The following is a 21047-nucleotide window of genomic DNA, read 5'->3' as shown; positions in this document are numbered from 1 at the left end:
TGTTGACAACTCTGTTCGTTCCGGTGCAGCAGAGGCATTGGGAAATCTGGGGGAGACAGCCAAACCCTACATCAAAGACATCCTCAACATCCTCAAGGATAAAACCGTTGACCCAAATGTTCGTTCCAATGCAGCAGAGGCATTGGGAAATCTGGGGGAGGCAGCCAAACCCTACGTCAAAGACATCCTCGACTTCCTCAAAGATAAATCCGTTGACTCTTTTGTTCGTTCCGGTGCAGCAGCGGAATTGGGAAATCTGGGGGAGGCAGCCAAACCCTACGTCAAAGACATCCTCGACATCATCAAGGATGAATCCGTTAATAATAATGTTCGTTCCAATGCAGCAGTGGGATTGGGAAATCTGGGGGAGGCAGCCAAACCCTACGTCAAAGACATCCTCGACATCATCAAGGATAAATCCGTTTATGATAATGTTCGTTCCAGTGCAGCTTATGCATTGGGAAATCTGGGGGAGGCTGCCAAACCCTATGTCAAAGACATCGCTGACATCCTCAAGGATAAATCTGTTGACAACTCTGTTCGTTCCGGTGCATCAGTGGCATTGGGAAATCTGGGGGAGACAGCCAAACCCTACGTCAAAGACATTGCTGACATCCTCAAGGATAAATCTGTTGACAACTCTGTTCGTTCCGGTGCAGCAGAGGCATTGGGAAAGATAGAACAACTCAACCTGAATAATATTGTTGTAATTCTGGATAGCATCTATTACGCAGGTCAATCAGAATTTGCACAGTGGCGATTTTTTAGCTATTTCCTGGGTAGCGGCACTGATGAAGTCAAAACACTGCTCACATGGCTGGGTTTTCCTGAGACTAAAACGATTCCTGTTTCATTAAGCCACGATCGCGGTGATAAAACTCTCAAAATCTTTGCCCAAGTCTGGGAACCGAGTCGAGATTTTGCACGATTACGCGAAGACTTAGCAAAGCAAATTGCTGTAGTTGCGAGAAAAGTCCATTGGAAACCGCAAGATATTGGTATTTTAGAAACTCACTACAACAACCTCAAAAATGCCGGATACACAGAAGCTGACTCGCTGCAATCAGTAATAGTTAACCTCAAAACTTGGCAGTGGTTGTTCAACGCCAGAACGACTATTTTGATTCATGCTGCCTTTTGGCTTGCCCTCATCTTCGCTTACCCCAAATTTCCCCAAGTTCAAGCCATCTTCTTCTGGAATCCTTGGGTGAGGCGCATTCTCGGTATTGGCTACGTCGGCTTAATTCTCACCTGGGTTCCCTTTTTCCGCGAAAAGTTATTTGAACCCTTCAAGCCTTCCCTACTAGCTGATGCCGGGTTAGATAATTTTAACCCCGAAGCTTACTTCCCAAATTCTAAAGTGAAAGTTCCCGGTGTAGAGGAACCCGTACCAATTACCCAAGCGCTACCTAGCATCAAAGGACAAGTCATCTTGGAAGGTGATTCTGGCTTGGGTAAGTCAATGTTTCTGCGCTATTTGGTAAAAACTTCTGGGCGGCTTGTGGTTTATCTACCTGCACACAAGTGTGACAAAGGGGTAATTGAGGCAATTCAAGCGAAGCTGCACGGACAAGCACAAGATGCTGATTTTCTCAAGAATTTAATTTACAGTGGTGCATTAGATATTTGCATTGACGGACTCAATGAAGTTACCGCCGACACCAGAGCAAAAATCTGTCAGTTTGCCGAAAGCTATTTCCGGGGTAACATCATCATGACCACCCAACCCCTAGAGTGGACACCACCCTCAACAGCCAAAATATATAAATTGCTCTCCCTTGAACAACCACAAATTCAGCAATTTCTGATTTCCCGTCAGCCACGATTGCCCAAAAATGCCAAAGTTCAAGGTACTAATTATGAGCAAGCTACTGCTAGTTTTTTAACCAAAGCCCTCACTAATCAGCAATCACCCCAAGAATTAAGCGCGATTGAGAAAGTTCTCTCTAATCCAATGGATTTAACTGTGGTGGCCCTGATGCTGTCCCAAGGCGAATACCCCGATTTGTTTCACTTGCAACAACATCAATATAATTTGATGGCAGCAGAATATTTGCAAGAGTGGAATCAGGAATTTCCCCTGAAAAAATTCTCCGATGCTGTCTATCAAATGCGGCTGAATGATGAACAGGCGTTACCTGCGGATGAATTTTACCAAGTATTACAGTCTTTGGAAGATGATAAATATAAAATGGTTGTCAGCCGTCAGTGGCAAGACGAAAAAGGCGAAGCCAAGAGAGAATGGTACTTCCGCCACGACAAGATTATGGATTTCTTTTTGGTGCAGAACTTTCTCGGCGAGAGTGAGGAAGCTAAAAATCGGCTCATTGACCACATGAATGACCCCCGTTTTCGTGGTGTCTACTTTTTGCTAGCAACGTTACTCCCGTTAGATGCAGCCAAAGAACTGAAGGAAAAATTAGTTCAATACGCCGCCGATACCAAAGACCATACCGTAAGTGATACCTTCGTGCAATTGTTGCGGCCAAGAGCGTGATATTAATTCGTAATTGGTAATGGGCTACGCCCCGCTACGCTAACATAATTCGTAATTGAGAAAGAGACTTATAATTTGAGGGAAGATTTTTGATTTGATTAAAATGAGTCTTTGAACTCCATTAATGAGTATTTGAACTCTATTAATGAGGCTTTTAGCTCCATTAATGAGTATTTTAGCTTCATTAAAGAGGCTTTGAACTCCATTAATGAGTCTTTGAACTCCATTAATGAGCCTTTGAACTCCATTAATGAGTATTTGAACTCCATTAATGAGTCTTTGATATTAAATACATTGCGATCGCTGCTTATACTATTTCACGAAATTTTTGATACAAATCACTTTTCTTGCTTCCCCTGCCTCCCCTGCTCCCCCTGCCTGCCATCTGTATCAATTTTAAGGTGAAACGGTATGACCACAAGCCGCTCTGCATCTACGCCAGACTACAGGAATGTCTAGCGATCGCAGATGTTCTGCATTCCCAATTCCAGAGAACATCAGCAGTTTCAGCAGTTTAGGTGAATCGAACGCGCCAGCAGTGATTAGTTTAAAAAAATCTGACCTTTCACTCATCTAGAAAAGCTAACGCTAAACCTAAATCCTGAGCAAGCTTTCTTACTAGGTAATGGAAGCGAGGTTTTCTAGATAAGAGTGAAAAGTCAGATATTGCAATGAGTGAAAACATAGATTGTCTTTGTCCTATCGCCAAGTAGAATCAATGCTCAGTTCGCTTGGAACTAAGCTTAATAAATAGGCAAAAGGATTAATAACGACCCCAGCCGCGATCGCGTTCATAGCGACGGTAATTATCACGAATGTTGCGAAGGTAATTATCGCGGTCATAGCGACGATTATTCTCGCGTTCATAACGACGATTATTCTCGCGTTCATAACGGCGATTATTATTGCGCTCATAGCGACGATTACGATCGCGTTCATAACGACGGTAATTATCGCGTTCATAGCGACGATTATTATTGCGCTCATAGCGACGGTAATTATCACGAATGTTGCGAAGGTCGTTCTCGCGGTCATAGTCATCATTTCTATGGTGACGACTATGAAGTTCGTAGTTACCATCATCGTTGCGTTGATAGCTGTAGCTATCTAACTGAGCAACATCATAGGCTGGTGTATTAGCATCAGCTTTTGGAGAAATAGCCAAAGCCGAAGCAGATGCTATCAAGCTGGCAAGCAAAATAGAGGTAAAGCGGTTCATGATGTGAGTCAAAAATTGTTGACAGTAATTTATGCAAGTCCAGTCTGTTTAGGAAGAGCAGATTCCACAAGTCTTTAAATTAATCCTAACAGTATTGAATAACTCGAAAAGTTTTCTTAAGTGCGGTGATTGAGAAAAGTTTTGTTGTCTATGATACTTTCTGACCTGCAAAATCTAGTGAAAAGTTAAAATTAAAATGAATTTTTGAACTGGATGAATCCACCTTTTGAACTTTGTTAATGAGTATTCAAAACTCATGAATTCACCTGATTAGTATTGTCAATAGGTTTAAATCAATTTATGCAGAAAGTTTGCAGGTTATTGCAAAATTAGAGTTTCAGCCTGCAAGTAGAACGCGATCGCACTTTTGCCAAAACCTAAGTAGGTAGACATCATTAAATATAAAATAAACTCCTAGTTTGTAGTCAGCGATTTATCGCTCAGAGCAAGGATTATCAAGACTAAATTCCTTACTACAAACTTTAAATTTATTTATGCCTAGATACTTACCACCTAGCCAATGATTTGAATCTAATAGACAAAACGCACACCAATTATATAGTGTGCGTCTTTGGTTATATTTTAGAAATTCTCGAACTTAGCGATCGCATCTTTCATCTTATCCACCACCTCATCGACAGGGATAACTCCCAATTCTCCAGAGGCGCGGGTACGGATGCTCAAGGTGTTGGTTTCTACTTCCTTGGCTCCCACCACTGCCATCACGGGTATTTTTTCTTTCTCTGCATTGCGAATCTGTTTACCCAAGCGATCGCCACTGGTATCCACTTCTGCACGGATGCCCAATGCTCTCATCTTCGCTACCACATCTTTCGCAAAGTCTAGCTGTGTATCACCCACTGGCAGTAATCTAGCTTGCACTGGTGCTAACCACAAAGGGAAATCACCTGCATATTCTTCAATTAAAATCCCAATTAGCCGTTCCAGCGAACCAAAAGGCGCACGGTGAATCATTACTGGACGTTTGCGAACGCCATCTTCAGCGACGTATTCCAACTCAAAGCGTTCTGGCAAATTGTAATCTACTTGTACAGTTCCTAATTGCCACTCCCGATCTAGGGCATCACTAAAGATAAAATCAAGTTTTGGCCCATAAAAAGCCGCTTCTCCAATTCCTTCAAAGTGTTCCATCCCCAAGGTTTCAACTGCACGGCGAATTGCACCTTCAGCTTTGTCCCAAACTTCATCTGAACCGATGTACTTATCACTAGCCGGATCGCGGAAACTGAGTCTAGCTTTAAAGTTCTTCAGTTGCAGCTTATTGAACACCGACAAAATCAAATCCACCACACTAAGGAATTCGCTATCGAGTTGTTCTGGGGTAACAAATAAGTGAGAATCATCTACAGTAAAACCGCGCACCCGTGTTAAACCGCCCAATTCGCCTGATTGTTCGTAGCGGTAAACAGTACCAAATTCCGCCAAGCGCATCGGTAATTCTCGATAAGAGCGTAACTCACTCTTATATATTTGGATATGGAAGGGGCAGTTCATCGGCTTCATCACGAAGCCCTGTTCCTGTGCAGCAGCTTCTTGATCGTCTGCCATTAAGGGGAACATATCTTCTTTATATTTCTGCCAATGTCCAGAAGTTTTAAATAAATCTACTCTGGCAATGTGAGGTGTTACTACAGATAAGTAACCCCGTTTTACCTGTTCTTGTTTGAGGAAGTCTTCTAAAGTACTCCGCAACAAAGTGCCTTTGGGTGTCCACAAAGGTAAACCCGGCCCCACTAAATCAGAGAATACAAATAATCCCAGTTCCTTACCCAGCTTTCGGTGATCTCGCCGCAGCGCTTCTTCTTTGCGTCGCTTGTACTCAGCGAGTTGTTCTGGACTTTCCCAAGCGGTGGCGTAGATGCGTTGTAATTGGGCTTTAGTTTCATCCCCACGCCAATAAGCGCCAGCAACGCTTTCTAGTTCAACTGCTTTCGGGTTTAATTCACTAGTATTTTCCAGATGAGGCCCCGCACACAAATCCCACCATTCATTCCCCAGATGGTAAATTGTGATTGGTTCCTCTTTGATATCTCCCAGGATTTCTAGCTTGTAAGGTTCATTAATTCCCTGAATCCGGCGTTGGGCTTCTTCGCGGCTGACTTCTTCCCGAATTACTGGCAATTTGCGATTGATAATCTTCGCCATCTCCTTCTTGATGGCTTTGAGATCGTTTTCGCTAAATGGTTCTGGACTGTCGAAATCATAGTAAAAACCATTTTCTATCCAAGGGCCGATTGTAACTTGCGCCTTGGGAAACAGCTTTTGTACCGCCATTGCCATAACATGGGAAGCAGTGTGGCGAATCTTTTTTAAGTTCTCCGATTCGCTGGTACGCGGTAAATAGATTTTTTCAACTTGTTCTGACTGTTGTGACTGATTTGATGAATTTGGCGACATTGGCTGCTGAACCGTTGGCGAGGTGATTACAAAAGGTGATTTATCTGAATCTGTAGGCTTATTCAACTATAACGACTTTGGTTAATTAGTCATTTGTCATTTGTCATTGGTCATTGGTCACTTGTACTGAGCGAAGCCGAAGTATTGGTCATTGGTGCATACACCATCCTTATCCAATGCCATGAGCAATTCAACAAAGCTCACCGCAAACTTGCTTTGACGGTGGGCAGAAAAAGTTTTTCTTTCATCGGAGTAATTCAAACTATGTTCAAGAGTAGGCGTGCTTTCTCTTGAACTAATGACAAATAACAAATGACAAATGACTTTGCCTAGCGGTTTGATTCTGAGTCCTGAATTCTTCTTCAATCCAAAAATAAAGATAAATTTTTGATTTGTTACCTGAGTCTCAAATTCAGGATTGCCTGCGTAGGCGTAGCTCGTCGTAGATATCGCTAAATTATCTTATGAATTTCAACTCGCTGTCATATATGCCTATAGATGCCTGTCCAAAGGCACTGTACAAACCAGAGATCGAGACTATATAATAAATTTTGTGCCCTTTGTTACAAAATTTTACATCAAGAAATTATGAGAGAAACCTAAAAAGTATTAAGAAACGTAAATAACGTTAATATTAGTAAGCAAGTTTGAAATATCCCTCTTATTTATGTCAGACTCAAATTTACCAGGGACTGAGTTGTTGAAAACGGTTTTAGATCCGCTGCTGGAAGATTTTCAGCATTGGTTTACGCGATCGCGCCATTTACTCGAAACTGAGGAACTCTCATTTATGAGTCACCAAGAGCAATCTGACTTGCTCTTGCGGGTTAAGCAAGCCCAAGACGAACTAAATACGGCGAAGATGCTATTTAATGCAACTGATAAACAAGTCGGAATTGATATGGCAACGTTAATGCCTTGGCATGAATTAGTAACAGAATGCTGGAATGTCGCAATGCGCTTTCGTCAAGGACGTGAAGTCTAAGCGCTAAATTTCGGCAGACAACTTAGCGATGTCTCAAGACTTACCAAGGAAGCGTCTACGCAACATGGTAAATCAGTCGTTAAAAAGATAGTAGAAAAATCTTAACAATTTCTTAACATTATCTGGATTAGCAAAATAATGTATCCTATGCTACCGTAAGTGGAATAACGGTTGACAAATAGCTCCATATAAATGTAAGCGCCTGAAAAGTGCGTATAATATTCGTCTTAACTGTCAGTACAGTATCGGCGAAACAAAGCGTTACAAAATAAAGTTTTAAAAATTGCTGTTCTGGAGGAAAATCCAATGTTACATCTGCTTTACATTCTTGCTTTTACAATCCTTGCATTTATAGCTGTTGGCAACTTAATTCGTAACCTGATTATGTTCAGTTTCGATCGGGAGCGAACTTACCCAACGAATTCCTCGCCAATGAATAACCAACGTAACTCTGGTTATTATTCATCAAAAAAACAGTTTGTACCCCATCCAGAGTTATTAGATAGCGCTGGAAACTTAATTAAAGAACCACTTTTGGTAATGCGTTCGATTAACGTTGAAGATGCGCGTCAACATCTTGATGCGCTTTACGAAGCATCCCCAGGACATAAAAGAGATAATTCCGAAGAAGCATAATGTAGAGACGCGATTAATCGCGTCTGTTAGCAATTTGGGTGTAAATGGTTGTTGTTTTTACATCCTTAATTTTTTTTAGGAAAAATTTATTTCCATATTAATCCAGTCAATGTAACTTTTTTGTATTTTGTTAAAAATACTCAATTGGTGGACAACTCCACTCATCTTGCAAGGACTGCGATCGCAGGCGGATACAATTTTCATTCTATTTAGCTAGCGAATTTCCAATTCTTTTCTAGCACTTTTCAACTGTCTCCAGAGGATGTGAATTTGTTTGTAAGCCTCTTGTGGTGAAAGTTTACCACTAGTTTGGAGGCTGCAAATGTAGTTTACCCGTTGAGAAAAATCTTGAAGATTAGCGTTAAATACTAGATACTCTGGTTTAAATTGCCCATAATATGGACTACGAGGATATAAAAAATCGCATAGTTCCGATAGCAAATCAGATTGTCTGTTCATAAGTATTTAGAGTATTACGGATTAGAAATTATCTAATTAGAAAATTTTAATAAAGCTTTTGCCGACCCTTTTGACAAGCATTACAAAAAGAAGTTTGAGGTTCAAAGTCAAGACAGCCGAACGCTTCCTCAGAACAAGCTTTAGTTGGATGTACAGTACACTTAAGGCGATAGTCGTTAGTGAAATATTCACAAGCATGACAAGGAATTTGATGTAGCTTTTTTAAATGATTTATTCCTTGTTTTAAGGTAAAGCAGATACTCAAAATAAAGAAAATCAAAGTGGCCCAAGCAAATGAAGCGCAAAAAATTGTAGCCAGCATAAGTCATCCTCCTAAAGATTAGAAAAAAGTGCCCGCAGTCAACTGCTTTTAACCGCAGGCATGAAATATTATTTAGCTAGTGTTGAGTGAAACTAAATTAACTGAGTCAGTAGGTAGACATAAATCAAAAGGAATGAGGCGAGTGTGAGCAATTTAAGTCTTGCTCTAATTTATTGTAAAGACGTAGAATGCTACGTCTTTACATAATGAGTACTAAATCACTAGATGATTAAATCGAGTTGATTGCGATCGCACCGAATAAAGCAATACTAGTTAATAGCAGATAAGCGAAGATTGCTCCACCAATTCCACCAATCAAAAAGCCCTCAGTAAATTGACTCCATTCAGCGACAGTATTGATGCTCTGTGGTACTTTGGCAACACTTGCAACCGAAACCGATCGTGAATAGATTTCCTGTTGTCTTTCGTAGCTAGTAGTGCCATAAAGCGAAAAACCAATTGTCAGGATGATAATCAAACTGCCTGTGGCTAATAAACCAACCAAGCTGCCGACATTAGAATTGCGTAATAAACCCAATGAACCTAATGTTGCAAAGGGGCCAACTAGCCAGTAACCATGAGCCATGCCAATTTCTAATCCCCGCCACAAAGGAGATATACCGGGGCGGTAAATTGGCAAGTATTTGAGAAACTTCAGCGTCAGATCGGAAGAATTGACTGCGCTTACCTGATTACTCGTTTGGCGCTCTACACGTGGAGGCTGAACCATATCACCATTTTTAAAATCAAATCCGCCTGCGATCGCACGAGCGCGGAGAGCGTGCCAAATGTGACCTAACAGAAACATGAGCGCTAGGACAAAATGGAAAGTTACCAACCAACCACGAGCAGAAACTATACCAGCAGAAGTTTCTATAGCTCTAACTGGCCCATAAAAAACTTCGGGATAGACGGTGTTATTAACTGATGCAAAATATGCTGCTAAAAAGCCCATGTATGCTACAGCACCAATGCTGTAAGATAAATACGCTTCCCCTGAGTAAATCAAAACTCGGCGCGCCCAAGCAAATGGCTTAGTCAAGATGTGGAAAATACCACCACCAATTAACATCAAACCAACCCAGATGTGACCGCCAACAACATCTTCCAAGTTATCAACAGCAGCCAATCCCTCTGGCCCCCAAGCCCCAAATAGGTAGCCAAAAATGCGCAATGGGTTAAGTGTCGGATGATTGATTACCCTGACATCTCCACCGCCAGCAGCCCAAGGGTCAAACAGTCCACCCCAAAACACCGCCTTAGCAACTAAAGCCAAAGCACCTAAACCTAAAAGCGTGAGGTGAATGCCCAAGATGGTTGTCATCTTGTCCTTATCTTTCCAGTCATAGCCAAAAAATCCAGCCCAAGTAGGATTATCTTGTAACACTTCTGGACCCAGCAGAGAGTGATAAATACCACCGGCTGCCAGAATCACTGAAGGTATCAGATGTAAGACACTGATTACAAAGTAGGGATAGGTGCTAATAACTTGCCCACCAGTACCGACACCCAAACCGAGAGTTGCTAGATGAGGTAGCAAAATTAAGCCTTGCTCATACATTGGCTCATTAGGGTTGAAGCGCGACAATTCAAACAGCGTCATCCCTCCAGCCCATAACAAAATCAATGCAGAATGGGCAACATGAGCGCCTAGTAATTTTCCTGATAAATTAGTGAGACGAAAGTTACCAGCCCACCAACCAACATCAGGTATCTGTTGCTTATATGGGCTATCTTCAATTACTGCTGTCATTTCCAAAACTCCTTGAGAATATTTAGCAATATTGTTGAGCTTATACTCCTAAACAATTGCAAATCTATTGCATTAAATTGAATTTAGCTAATTGGTTGCGGAATTACCGCCTCCTGGCTCACTCTACCTTTGCGAAAATCGAACCCACGCGCCCGCAAGGCGTGCCAGATATGACCTTGGAGAAAGAAGAAAGCTAACCAAAAATGGGCATTAGCTAACCAAGTCCGAGCAGTTACAAGGTCAGGGTCAGGTGATGAAAAGTACGGCACGATATTCTGTCTAACTACAAGCGCCGGCCCATAAAAAACTTCAGGATAAACAGTGGTGTTTACCGATACAAAGAGAGTTGCAATAAAACCCATCAGTGCCAAAGCGCCCAGACTGTATGAGAGATAAGCTTCTCCAGACCAAACAAATAGTGGATGCGTCCAACTAAAGGGCTTAGTAGCTATGTGGAAAAGTCCACCAATAATCAACATTGCACCAACCCAAATATGTCCACCAACCACGTCTTCTAGGTTGTCAACGCCAGCAATCCAGAATTTCCTAATTGCGCCAAACAGATAACCAAAAATGACGGCTGGGTTTAGTGTCGGATTTGTAATTACCCGCACATTTTCAACATTTGGGTCGTACAAACCCCCAAAGTACATTGCTTTGGCGACTAACAAGAATGCACCACAACCCAGTAAAACCATATGTATACCAAGGATTGTGGTCATTTTACCCGTGTCTGACCAGTCGTAGCCAAAGAAAGGAACTTTACCTTCTAATTTTTCGGGGCCACGCAGGGAATGAAAGATTCCTCCAAAACCCAGAAAGGCTGAGGAAATCAGATGTAAAGCTCCGATTACAAAGTAGGGATAAGTATCCACGACTGCACCATTTGCACCAATACCCCAACCTTGAGTAGCTAGATGAGGTAGCAAAATTAAGCCTTGCGAATACATCGGTTCTGCTGGATTAAAGTGGGCTAGCTCAAATAAAGTCATAGCTCCTGCCCAGAAAACGATCAGACCAGAATGAGCGACGTGAGCGCCTAGTAGTTTCCCTGATAAGCTGGTGAGTCTGGCGTTACCAGCCCACCAAGGCGAGTCAGTAAGGTCTTGCTCCACCGACAGCGGACTTGTAGAAGTTGTCATTTTACCCTCTAACTTATTGATTAATTTTCTCAATAGTTTTCAAAAAAGAGTCTACACTAAAATTCAGATTAATGAAAGTAAATCTCATTAATAAGATTGTAAACTTTTACAAGAAAGCGTATTGACAACGTAAATACATCTTGCCTAAACTATGTAGGGATAGATGTGTTTTTCGTGCTTAATGGTGTCACCTTCGTTTGAAACGAGGAGAAAGCTTGGATTAATCGCAGCAATGATGACGGCATAACATTTCAATAAGCCGTAGAAGCTTTCTTCGATCCGTTTCTAGTGGTGGTTGATGCAAGCCGCAATGATGAGGAGCGGGATGCTGTGATTGGCTTGAACAGACGATGGAATCTTCTGTACGTCGTCTACATTGAGCGTGAAAACGACATGATTCGGATTATCTCGGTTCGGAAAGCGACGCGTAAGGAACGTGAATACTATGAAAGCTGAAGTCTTAAAAAAGCGACTTGATAAAAATCGTCCAATGACGACAGTCACAATTCGCATTCCCGAAGATGTGATTGAGGATTTGAAGCGAGTAGCACCATTATTAGGGTTTTCTGGTTATCAGCCATTAGTTCGTGCTTACATCGGACAAGGACTTCGAGCCGATCTTGAGCGACTTGAAGGTGATACTGTTTCTACATTGATTGCCAGCCTGAAACGGCATGGTGTGAGTGATGAGATAATTCGTGAAGCACTCAGCGAAGCTACTGGCGACGCAGCAACACTTAGTAACGGCAGTCTTCCTGTGTCATGAGTAGCGGGGCGGGAGTTTATCTGCTTGTGTTCTAGGTTACTAGCATAGAATAACCTGCGATCTATTATTTAGAAGTGCATTGACCAGATTTGAGTTCATAGTAAATGGGCGACCAGTATCACAACAGGCTCGTAAGCGCGGTAAGGGCAATCGGCTTCAAGATTGGAAAAAGACAGTGCGACAAGAAGCTGAAAAATACTGGTCTTCGGAACAAAAAACAGCTACTGGGTTAGTTATGCTCCAGATAACCTATTTCTATGATTCTGTTCAAATAGATATAGATAATATAGTGAAGCCTATTCAAGATGCAATTAAAGGATTAGCTTACGTCGATGATAATCAAGTAAGCGATCTTTTAGTTAGAAAGAGGAATTTGTCAGGTAACTTTAGAATAGAAAACATGACCTCGACATTGGCGGAAGGCTTTGCTAGTGGCAATGAGTTCTTACATATTGTTGTAATTGATGCTCCTAACCAGGAGGTAATTATTTGATGGAAACTCCAACTGCAAACTTAGAAAGAGAGCGATTGTTGAAACTAGCAGAGGAGTATCGTGAAAAGGGTTACGAAGTTTTTTTTCATCCAAATCCAGAAGACTTACCAGATTTCCTTAATTACTATCGCCCTGACATGATAGTACGTCGAGGAGAAGAAAATGTAGTTATTGAAGTCAAGTCACGCTCCTCACTTAACTCTTCTTCTAATCAATATTTAGGTAATTTAGCTCAAGCGGTAGAAAAACATCCTGGTTGGAGATTTGAATTAGTAATGACCAACCCGGAGGATACAACATATTCTCCCAAAGCAGAGGCTTCTCTTCAAGAACATGAAATAGAATCACAGTTGCAAGTAGCAAGGCAACTTACAACGCAACATCCAGAATCAGCTATCTTATATTCTTGGTCTTTGGTAGAAGCAACTTTGAGACTTATTGCCCAAAAGGAAGAGCTAAGTTTAGAAAGATTTGATCCACACTACTTAGTAAAGCAATTAGCAACTGAAGGTGTAATTTCAAAATCTGAGTATCAGTTACTAATGAATGCACTCCCATTACGTAATTCTATTGCTCATGGCTTCAAAACTACACAACTTACGCAAAATTCTGTATCTGAATTAATCGAGCTTACAGAGCAGCTTTTGGAAACTCTACACACTGGCGATGAAGCAGGCTAACACTGGATTGTTGGAGTGGATGGAACTGCGTGACGATCGCACCAATCATAAAATAGGGAGTGGATAATTCACCACCCCCTACTCCCTTTCTAAGCTTCAATAACTACCCGTAAATTACCGCGTTTTTTCGCAACGCGACAAGCAGTCGTAGTCCCAGAACGCTCGAATTCCAAATCGAGGATGGTGGGGCCTACTTGTAAATTATGAAATGACAAGCGATTAATCGATTCTGGCAAAGCGGGGTCGATGATTCGCAAGCAGTTATTTTGAGCATCAGGCACCAAGTTGACCATCATTTGCAGTAGTTGGAAAACACTACCCGTAGCCCAAGCTTGGGGAGTACAAGCAACCGGATACTGCACAGGAGCATTATCACCGTTCCGTTCATAGCCGCAAAAAAGTTCTGGAGGACGTTGATAGGGTTGCTGCTGAGTCATATCGAATAAACCTTGGAATATTTCTAAGGCTTGATCGATAAGACCGAGCGATCGCAATCCCATTGCAATCAAAGCGTTATCATGAGGCCAAACCGAACCAATGTGATAACCCATCGGATTATAAGCGGGTGACAAACTACTTAGAGTCCGAATGCCCCAACCATTAAACATATCTGGTGCCCGCAACCGTTCTGCTACACTATGAGCTTTTTCGTCTGTGAAAAGTCCCAAATGCAGACAATGACCAGGATTTGAGGTAATACTGTCTACTGGCTTACCTTCTCCATCCAAAGCCAGGGCGCAGAAATCTTGATCTTCTACCCAAAAATCTTGATTAAACCGAACCTTAAGATTTCTGGCCTCTTCTTGCCAACGATCTGCCAAATCAAGCCGCTTCTTCATCCTAGCTATTTCTGCTAGGCGGATTTTTGCAGCATAGACGTAAGCTTGCACCTCACACAGAGCAATTGGGCCGTTGGCTAATTCTCCCTTACGGTCTACAATACAGTCGCCAGAATCTTTCCAACCTTGGTTAACAAGACCGCGTTTGGATCTACGGAAGTAGCTGAGATAAGGGGTTTCTTTGGTATTGCGATCGATCCACTCCATTGCCGCTAGAGCATTGGGCCAAAGTTGCTCTAAGAGTTCTCGATCATGAGTCCAAGCATAATGTTCGGCATAGAGCAGCAGCCACAAGGGAGTGGCATCAACTGTACCGTAGTAAGGTGTATGGGGAATTTCATCACAACGAGCCATTTCTCCCAAACGTAACTCGTGCAAAATCTTACCCGGCTCTTCTTCGCGCCATTCGTCGTCAATTTTACCTTGGTATGTTGCCAGTAATATCAGAGTTTCCTTGGCGATTTGCGAGTTTAACATCAGGCTTTGAGAAGCTGTAATCAGCGAATCTCGCCCAAATAATGTCGAAAACCAAGGTACTCCAGCGGAAACAGTTTTATACTTACCAAAAGACTGGCGTAACAAATACATATCTTGTTCAGCCCGCTCAATCACTCGATTGAAGGTACTCTTATCTGAGCTAATGCGAGTAATTTGTTGTACCCAGTGTTGCTCCTCCATCCACTCAGCAGCTTTCGCTTGTCCTAAAGTAGTGGCAGCACTCACGGTTGAACTGGACTGGTTGTTTCTCAACATATTCACTCGGTAGCCCAGCTTTTGAGTTTCGTGAGAAGCCAACTCTAGCTGCCAAACCGCAGTGTAACCCTTGAAATTGTCTGGTTGGCGATGCTGGAATAAAATCCGGGATTCCATCACTGAGCCGTCCAAACCTTGATAGGCGAGTGTTAAGGATTCTTCTCTATAGGCAAATGGCTCTTTAGGTACTGGTGCAACACCATCGATGTGAGAAGATGTTCCTTCCTCAGTCGTCGGTTCTACTAGGCGTAAAAGCCGACCTCGTTTTTCTCTGTCATAGCCACGGACTTCAAATAAATCAAGAAAATCCGCATCAAAACTAATACTTAGTTCAAAATTGACAGTGGTTGTGCTGTAGTTAGATACTTCTATTTCTTCAAATAATGCTCCATTCAGCACGATTTCTCGGCGAATTCCTACAGTTTCGGCTTTGAGGCGTTCATCAATTCTGGGGTTGGTACACAAAACTGAGAGTGCAAAACCTTTTTCGGCAGTACTACTGAGAAGTACAGGCGATCGCCCTTCAATTTGCACCTCCAAGCGATTCAGAAATCTGGTATCACAACAAAACAGTCCCATACTGGGATTGCCATCGTTGAGGGAACAGCCAGAAATATTCCCGATAGTATCTGTCACAAAAAATAAATCATCATCTTTAACCGTTAGTGTCGGTTGCGATCTTTCAGCCACAACACAAGGCCACTCCGGAATCGGTAATTGTTCGGCAGGAATAAAAGTTTTTCCATCCAGAAAAATTTTTTCTGGGGTGATTAGCGTATCCGGTGTCATTAGACAAAGTTCCGTGTACAGGTCTATATTTTTGTGGTCTTTTGAGTATAAGTCTCTTACCCAAGAGGCAGAAGGAAAGAATAAATACCTTTTACTTTGAGACAGAGCAACTAAATTTATTTATTTAGGTCGATAAAAGAAAGATTTGTGTCTAGACACATAGTTTAAACAAAAAACAGCGTATTGTAGAGAGACACAAGATTTTAAATAATCTTTGATATTTGATTAGACTAATTTATGATAATTAATTGATTAAGTTTAATCAACATTAGTGATTAAGTTATGTAAATATCGCAGTCATGATTTTTGGCTAAGAAAACTTATTTAGCAAGCAGAAATCAACATCGGCGAAGTAGGCAATGTCTACGACAGGCGATTTTGCCAACGCATGGACTAGAAATCAATCGTCCATGGTTATTAGCGAACACAGTAGTTAAAACCATACAATAATTAATGTTTTAGTACTTATTCCTGAAAAAATTTACCTGTACAAGCAAAAGCATCAGTTGCCCTGAATGTATATTGGGCGTAATAGGTTGTCAATCAGCAAATCAAGTGTACCCACGCCCCTTATTTGGTAACAAAGTGTTGCGACTAGCTTTGGCGAAAAGCGCTTTTTAGCGTTCTTTACATATTGCAACTATCTATTTAACTTGAGAGTCCCTTGGAATTTGTACAATGCAGCTGTGACGTGGATCTGATCGAGGTTGAGCGTTTAACAATAATTCATGAGCATTTCGACTTCTGTGCTGAGTGATCTGCTAAAGTCCCTACCCAACTTGCGGCCCCAGCTATATTTTAAGGCTTCACTAACGGCGCTCTCCCACGCGATGGAAGATCAAGTTTTGGCTGCGACTTTAGCGAAACCCCTTGTAATTGCTAGTTTCCAGCGAGAGCGATTCTACCGCCAAGAAGCTCATCGCTACCAGCGACTTGCTTTGCGAAGTAATCAAATATACGTATTGTCTGCTCCAGAAACGGATTTTGCCAACAGTTCGGAACACTATGAAAAAGTGGCTTTTGAGGCAACGGATGGCTTAAGTCAGGAGTGGCATTTGGTAGTGATTGCTGACAATTATGCCACTTGTTTGGTTTGCCGAGAAAACCTTGGTTCTCTTGCCAAAAACAACCAACTACCGGAACTAAGCCCTAATCTGGATATAGACACAGCCCGAAGATTTGAGGGAATTTGGACATCAGAAAGGGGAGTTAGCCTGAAAGCCGCCGAATTGTTGTTAAATCGGGTTTTGGTTTACAGACCAGAACTGACAAGTAAAATTCAACAGGCACGTCAGAGGTTTGGCATTGGCGAACCGCGAAACTACTCTGGAGCCGAACAGGTAAACGAGTACGCCTGTGACATTGATACAGACCCCTTTGTGCAGCGCTTAGTAACTTATTTGCAAGCTAGTCAGTACAAATTGCACAAAGCTTACCGTTCTATTGCTGCCCAAGCACGAAAAGAGCGATTAGTCAACTCGATTAGTACTGCGATTCGGCGATCGCTCGATCCTCATGAAGTTCTCCAAGTGGCGGCACAAGAATTAGGGCAACACCTAGAAGCTTGTCGCTGTTTAATTTACCGCGCTCAAGCTACGGATAGCCAAGCGATAATTGAACATGAGTTTTTGACTCCCGGTATTTTATCTGTTTGCGGACAAACTTGGGAGTTAGAGAAAAATTCCCTATTTCGGGACATCGTAGAACTTGGCGAAGGTGTTTGTGTCAGCGATACGCTCAGTGACCCCCGCGTTACCAAATCGCCAGGACTTTCCACGATCGCCAAAAAGTTTGCCATTCGTTCTTGGCTGATGGAACCAGTATTTTATCAGGGGCGATTATTGGGGATTGTGGAGTTACATTACTGCCGGATGCCACCCCACGAGTGCCAACCTGGAGAATTAGATTTGGTAGAAGCGATCGCTACCCAAGTAGGAGCAGCTCTCATTCAAGCGGAAGCTTACGCTAACCTAGAAGAACTTAACCAGCAGCTAGAAGCCCTAGACCGCACCCGCAGCAACCTCATAGCCATCACTGGACACGAATTGCGTACTCCCCTATCCACAATTCAAGTGTGCTTGGAAAGTCTCGCTACAGAACCAGATATGCCCTTGGAGTTGCAGCAGGTCATGCTCAACACCGCTCTTTCCGACTCGGAACGGATGCGAAAACTGGTACAAGATTTCCTCACACTTTCCAACTTGGAAAGCGGCCGAGTGGAATGGCATCCAGAATCCCTCACCTTACAAGAATGTGTGGATTTAGCACTCAGCCGAAATCGCACGCGTTCCTCAACGGAAAAGCCGCCCCAAATCAAGACTCAAATTGCCGAAAATCTACCTTTAGTTAGAGCTGACGGTGATTGGCTAGTCGAGGTACTGGCAAAACTCATAGACAATGCTTTGAAATTTACACCACCCCAAGGAGAAATCACGATTAAAGCGATTGACAACAGCCGTCAAATGGTCGAAGTGACTATAGCTGATACTGGACGCGGCATTGAACCAAATCGTTTAGAAGTAGTTTTTGACCGCTTTTATCAAGAAGAGGGATCGCTGCGCCGCACCGCCGGCGGAACTGGACTTGGTTTAGCAATTTGCCGTCAAATTGTTAATGGCTGGGGTGGGCAAATTTGGGCAGAGTCAACTGGTAAAGACCAGGGCAGTCAGTTTCACTTCACCATCCCGATTGTTCGGAGTAGCCAAGAGGAAAAGCGGACAAAAGTCAAGAGTAAATAGGTATTACTCCTTTGTCATTAGTCATTAGTCATTAGTCATTAGTCATTGAGCATGGGGCATGGGGCATCGGGCATGGGACATCGGGCATTGGTTTTTAACAAATGACAAAGAACCAAGGACAAAGGACAAATGACAAATGACAAAGAACCAAGGACAAAGAACAAATGACTAAAAACTGTTACAGTCTATGACGCGATCGCAATATGATCCTGGTTGCGATGTTAGGATTCCCTAAAAACGTTGAGAGAACAGACTTTATGGCAGAAACACTCTCTGGACAAACCCCGCTATTTGCTGGCAGCACTGGTGGCTTGCTCAACAAAGCAGCAGTTGAAGAAAAGTACGCTATCACTTGGACTAGCCCGAAAGAGCAAGTTTTTGAATTGCCTACAGGTGGTGCTGCTGTTATGCGGAAAGGTGAAAACCTGCTGTATATAGCTCGTAAAGAATATGGCATCTTTTTGGGCGGTCAGCAACTTCGTAAACTCAAAATCACAGATTACAAAGTTTACCGGGTTTTACCCAACGGAGAAACCACTTTACTTCACCCAGCTGATGGTAACTTCCCTGAAAAGGTAACTGAAGGTCGTGACAAAGTGCGTTATGTAGACCGTCGTATCGGACAAAACCCCAGCCCCTCTAAAATTAAGTTTAGCGGTGTTACTACCTACGACGCTCCGTAACTAGCTGTTAGTCGCTAATGGGTAATTAGTAATGGGTAATTGGTAAATAAAAACCCATTACCCATTACCAATTACCAATTACCTTTGAAAAATAATGATGTTTCCGGATTTCTCCCAGTTTTCTACCCTAGCGCAACAAGGCAACTTCGTCCCGGTATATCAAGAATGGGTAGCGGACTTAGATACGCCCGTATCTGCTTGGTATAAAGTCTGTGCGGGTCAACCTTATAGCTTTTTGTTGGAATCGATAGAAGGTGGGGAAAAACTGGGACGCTATAGTTTAGTTGGTTGCGATCCGGTGTGGGTTTTGGAAGCAAGGGGCGATCGCACGACTCAGAAAAACCGCGATGGTTCGCAGGTGGTTTTTGCTGGCGACCCTTTTACAGCTTTAGCCGAATGTTTAGCACCTTATCACCCAGTAAAATTACCACAACTCCCGCCGGGAATTGGCGGTTTATTTGGGTTTTGGGGCTATGAATTGATTCAGTGGATTGAGCCGCGTGTGCCCATTTATCCACCAGATGAGCGGAATATCCCTGATGGATTGTGGATGCAAGTAGACCACTTGTTGATTTTTGACCAAGTGAAGCGGAAAATTTGGGCGATCGCTTATGCTGATTTACGCGACCCGAATGTAGATTTAAAAGCAGCATATCAACAAGCGGGCGATCGCGTCACCCAAATGCTCGAAAAGCTATCTCTACCCCTATCGCCGGAAAAAACTCGATTGGAATGGAATCCGCCAGGGAGCAGGGGAGCAGAGGAGCAAGGGAGCAGAGGCGCAGAGGAGTATAAGAGTAATTTTACCCGACCTGATTTTTGTGCCAGTGTTGACAAGGCCAAAGATTACATTAAAGCAGGTGATATTTTTCAAGTAGTAATTTCTCAGCGACTATCAACAACATACACAGGCGACCCTTTTGCCCTTTATCGGTCGCTACGTCAGATAAATCCTTCGCCTTACATGGCTTACTTTAACTTCCAAGATTGGCAAATCATTGGTTCTAGTCCGGAAGTGATGGTGAAAGCCGAAAGCGATTCTGATGGTGGAGTAATAGCAACGGTACGTCCAATTGCTGGGACGCGTCCGCGAGGTAAAACTACTAAGGAAGATGCAGCCTTGGCTGAAGATTTACTCCAAGACCCCAAGGAAGTTGCCGAACACGTGATGCTTGTGGATTTAGGGCGGAATGATTTGGGGCGTGTTTGTCAAAGTGGTAGCGTCAAAGTTGATGAACTAATGGTAGTTGAGCGCTACTCCCATGTGATGCACATTGTTAGCAATGTTGTAGGTAAATTAGCACTGGGTAAAACAGCATGGGATTTACTGAAAGCTTCCTTCCCAGCAGGTACGGTAAGCGGCGCACCCAAGATTAGGGCGATGGAAATTATCCACGAGTTAGAGTCTAGTCGTCGTGGTGTTTATTCCGGTGTGTATGGGTATTACGATTTTGAAGGACAATTAAATACTGCGATCGCAATTCGCACAATGGTAGTGCATGATAATACCGTGAGCGTACAAGCTGGTGCAGGTTTGGTAGCTGATTCTGAGCCAGAAAAAGAATACGAAGAGACGCTAAATAAAGCTAGAGGTCTATTAGAGGCGATTCGTTGTTTGCGTTGAACTGGGGACTAAAGAAGGAAATAGGGTACAGTATCAATACTGCACGCTTTGTGCATTTTTAACTCGGAATTGGGTTTTGGGAAAAGGTTACTGGGTTTAGGTTAAAGGTTTTTTCTTTCCCCTTTTCCCCAAAACCCGACAAGTACTGGGTACAGTATTACCTGTCACCTGTAAACTCTACTTTAACCCCAATCCTTTTTAACGTGAGTTCGACGGGTTGAAAAAAGCCCAAAAAAAAGCTGAGACTAGAA

General features: G+C 42.7%; 17 protein-coding genes and 1 pseudogene. 10 read left to right on the top strand and 8 right to left on the bottom strand.

The features are described 5' to 3' along the window. Positions 1-2497 (top strand): HEAT repeat domain-containing protein (locus RM368_RS34440; protein ID WP_322698215.1); only part of this gene is annotated, 2497 nt, incomplete at its 5' end. A gap of 396 nt (positions 2498-2893) precedes the next feature. On the opposite strand, the gene RM368_RS34435 is transcribed toward RM368_RS34440, so the two are convergent. The 3 genes from RM368_RS34435 to thrS all read right to left on the bottom strand — a co-directional run bounded on the left by RM368_RS34435 (position 2894) and on the right by thrS (position 6134). Then, positions 2894-3070 carry a GMC family oxidoreductase N-terminal domain-containing protein gene (locus tag RM368_RS34435; protein ID WP_322698214.1) on the bottom strand — a complete coding sequence of 59 codons (177 nt, stop codon included), beginning with the start codon at positions 3068-3070 and terminating at the stop codon, positions 2894-2896. 190 nt (positions 3071-3260) lie between these two features. Further along, complete coding sequence (locus tag RM368_RS34430; RefSeq protein WP_322698213.1) at positions 3261-3716, bottom strand: hypothetical protein; 456 nt, start codon at positions 3714-3716, stop codon at positions 3261-3263. Between the two features lie 582 nt (positions 3717-4298). Then, complete coding sequence (gene thrS, locus RM368_RS34425; RefSeq protein WP_322698216.1) at positions 4299-6134, bottom strand: threonine--tRNA ligase; 1836 nt, start codon at positions 6132-6134, stop codon at positions 4299-4301. Positions 6135-6801: 667 nt separating this feature from the next. On the opposite strand from thrS, the gene RM368_RS34420 reads away from it, so the two are divergent. Further along, positions 6802-7119: a DUF2605 domain-containing protein gene (locus RM368_RS34420; protein ID WP_322698212.1), complete on the top strand. Its 318-nt coding sequence runs from the start codon at positions 6802-6804 to the stop codon at positions 7117-7119. Between the two features lie 306 nt (positions 7120-7425). Continuing rightward, positions 7426-7755, top strand: coding sequence for a DUF2973 domain-containing protein (locus tag RM368_RS34415; protein WP_322698211.1), 330 nt, complete (start codon positions 7426-7428; stop codon positions 7753-7755). Positions 7756-7968: 213 nt separating this feature from the next. Here RM368_RS34415 and RM368_RS34410 read toward each other — a convergent pair whose 3' ends face one another. The 4 genes from RM368_RS34410 to RM368_RS34395 form a co-directional block, all read right to left on the bottom strand. After that, positions 7969-8214 (bottom strand): hypothetical protein, encoded by a 246-nt coding sequence (locus RM368_RS34410; RefSeq protein ID WP_322698210.1) that lies wholly within the window; start codon positions 8212-8214, stop codon positions 7969-7971. Positions 8215-8260: 46 nt separating this feature from the next. Next, complete coding sequence (locus RM368_RS34405) at positions 8261-8536, bottom strand: hypothetical protein (RefSeq protein ID WP_322672933.1); 276 nt, start codon at positions 8534-8536, stop codon at positions 8261-8263. A 229-nt stretch (positions 8537-8765) separates the two neighbouring features. Next, positions 8766-10289, bottom strand: coding sequence for a chlorophyll a/b binding light-harvesting protein (locus RM368_RS34400; protein WP_322698209.1), 1524 nt, complete (start codon positions 10287-10289; stop codon positions 8766-8768). 83 nt (positions 10290-10372) lie between these two features. Further along, positions 10373-11431, bottom strand: coding sequence for a chlorophyll a/b binding light-harvesting protein (locus RM368_RS34395; protein WP_322698208.1), 1059 nt, complete (start codon positions 11429-11431; stop codon positions 10373-10375). Between the two features lie 270 nt (positions 11432-11701). Here RM368_RS34395 and RM368_RS34390 point away from each other — a divergent pair. The 4 genes and pseudogenes from RM368_RS34390 to RM368_RS34375 all read left to right on the top strand — a co-directional run. Continuing rightward, positions 11702-11887 (top strand): annotated as a pseudogene (locus tag RM368_RS34390) (BrnT family toxin); the annotation flags it as partial. After that, complete coding sequence (locus tag RM368_RS34385; protein ID WP_322698207.1) at positions 11877-12197, top strand: hypothetical protein; 321 nt, start codon at positions 11877-11879, stop codon at positions 12195-12197. The pseudogene RM368_RS34390 and the gene RM368_RS34385, both read left to right, overlap by 11 nt. 79 nt (positions 12198-12276) lie before the next feature. Continuing rightward, complete coding sequence (locus RM368_RS34380) at positions 12277-12690, top strand: RusA family crossover junction endodeoxyribonuclease (protein WP_292752920.1); 414 nt, start codon at positions 12277-12279, stop codon at positions 12688-12690. Then, complete coding sequence (locus RM368_RS34375; RefSeq protein ID WP_322698206.1) at positions 12690-13370, top strand: hypothetical protein; 681 nt, start codon at positions 12690-12692, stop codon at positions 13368-13370. Before RM368_RS34380 ends, RM368_RS34375 begins: the two co-directional genes overlap by 1 nt. 89 nt (positions 13371-13459) lie before the next feature. On the opposite strand, the gene RM368_RS34370 is transcribed toward RM368_RS34375, so the two are convergent. Further along, positions 13460-15751, bottom strand: a complete 2292-nt coding sequence (locus RM368_RS34370) for an amylo-alpha-1,6-glucosidase (protein ID WP_322698205.1) — start codon at positions 15749-15751, stop codon at positions 13460-13462. A 728-nt stretch (positions 15752-16479) separates the two neighbouring features. Here RM368_RS34370 and RM368_RS34365 point away from each other — a divergent pair. The 3 genes from RM368_RS34365 to trpE all read left to right on the top strand — a co-directional run bounded on the left by RM368_RS34365 (position 16480) and on the right by trpE (position 20796). Further along, positions 16480-18489 (top strand): DICT sensory domain-containing protein, encoded by a 2010-nt coding sequence (locus tag RM368_RS34365; RefSeq protein WP_322698204.1) that lies wholly within the window; start codon positions 16480-16482, stop codon positions 18487-18489. A 257-nt stretch (positions 18490-18746) separates the two neighbouring features. Beyond that, the gene (locus tag RM368_RS34360; protein ID WP_322698203.1) at positions 18747-19172 is read left to right on the top strand and encodes a photosystem I reaction center subunit II; all 426 of its coding nucleotides are present in this window, start codon (positions 18747-18749) and stop codon (positions 19170-19172) included. A 94-nt stretch (positions 19173-19266) separates the two neighbouring features. Then, the gene (gene trpE / locus RM368_RS34355) at positions 19267-20796 is read left to right on the top strand and encodes an anthranilate synthase component I (RefSeq protein WP_322698202.1); all 1530 of its coding nucleotides are present in this window, start codon (positions 19267-19269) and stop codon (positions 20794-20796) included. The last annotated feature ends 251 nt before the right edge of the window (positions 20797-21047 follow it).

This window comes from Nostoc sp. DedSLP03 (assembly GCF_034530815.1).
In the GTDB taxonomy this organism is placed as follows: Bacteria; Cyanobacteriota; Cyanobacteriia; order Cyanobacteriales; family Nostocaceae; genus Nostoc.
Note: the sequence above shows the minus strand (reverse complement) of the source record. Positions and strands in the feature narration are given on the sequence as shown.

Excerpts from the sequence above, each read along its gene's own strand:
- RM368_RS34385 (WP_322698207.1), top strand. The coding sequence starts at position 11,877 with ATGAAAGCTGAAGTCTTAAAAAAGCGACTTGATAAAAATCGTCCAATG.
- RM368_RS34415 (WP_322698211.1), top strand. The coding sequence starts at position 7,426 with ATGTTACATCTGCTTTACATTCTTGCTTTTACAATCCTTGCATTTATA.
- thrS (WP_322698216.1), bottom strand. The coding sequence starts at position 6,134 with ATGTCGCCAAATTCATCAAATCAGTCACAACAGTCAGAACAAGTTGAA.
- RM368_RS34410 (WP_322698210.1), bottom strand. The coding sequence starts at position 8,214 with ATGAACAGACAATCTGATTTGCTATCGGAACTATGCGATTTTTTATAT.
- RM368_RS34370 (WP_322698205.1), bottom strand. The coding sequence starts at position 15,751 with ATGACACCGGATACGCTAATCACCCCAGAAAAAATTTTTCTGGATGGA.
- RM368_RS34400 (WP_322698209.1), bottom strand. The coding sequence starts at position 10,289 with ATGACAGCAGTAATTGAAGATAGCCCATATAAGCAACAGATACCTGAT.
- RM368_RS34435 (WP_322698214.1), bottom strand. The coding sequence starts at position 3,070 with ATGAGTGAAAGGTCAGATTTTTTTAAACTAATCACTGCTGGCGCGTTC.
- RM368_RS34365 (WP_322698204.1), top strand. The coding sequence starts at position 16,480 with ATGAGCATTTCGACTTCTGTGCTGAGTGATCTGCTAAAGTCCCTACCC.
- RM368_RS34430 (WP_322698213.1), bottom strand. The coding sequence starts at position 3,716 with ATGAACCGCTTTACCTCTATTTTGCTTGCCAGCTTGATAGCATCTGCT.
- RM368_RS34420 (WP_322698212.1), top strand. The coding sequence starts at position 6,802 with ATGTCAGACTCAAATTTACCAGGGACTGAGTTGTTGAAAACGGTTTTA.
- RM368_RS34360 (WP_322698203.1), top strand. The coding sequence starts at position 18,747 with ATGGCAGAAACACTCTCTGGACAAACCCCGCTATTTGCTGGCAGCACT.
- trpE (WP_322698202.1), top strand. The coding sequence starts at position 19,267 with ATGATGTTTCCGGATTTCTCCCAGTTTTCTACCCTAGCGCAACAAGGC.
- RM368_RS34375 (WP_322698206.1), top strand. The coding sequence starts at position 12,690 with ATGGAAACTCCAACTGCAAACTTAGAAAGAGAGCGATTGTTGAAACTA.
- RM368_RS34395 (WP_322698208.1), bottom strand. The coding sequence starts at position 11,431 with ATGACAACTTCTACAAGTCCGCTGTCGGTGGAGCAAGACCTTACTGAC.
- RM368_RS34405 (WP_322672933.1), bottom strand. The coding sequence starts at position 8,536 with ATGCTGGCTACAATTTTTTGCGCTTCATTTGCTTGGGCCACTTTGATT.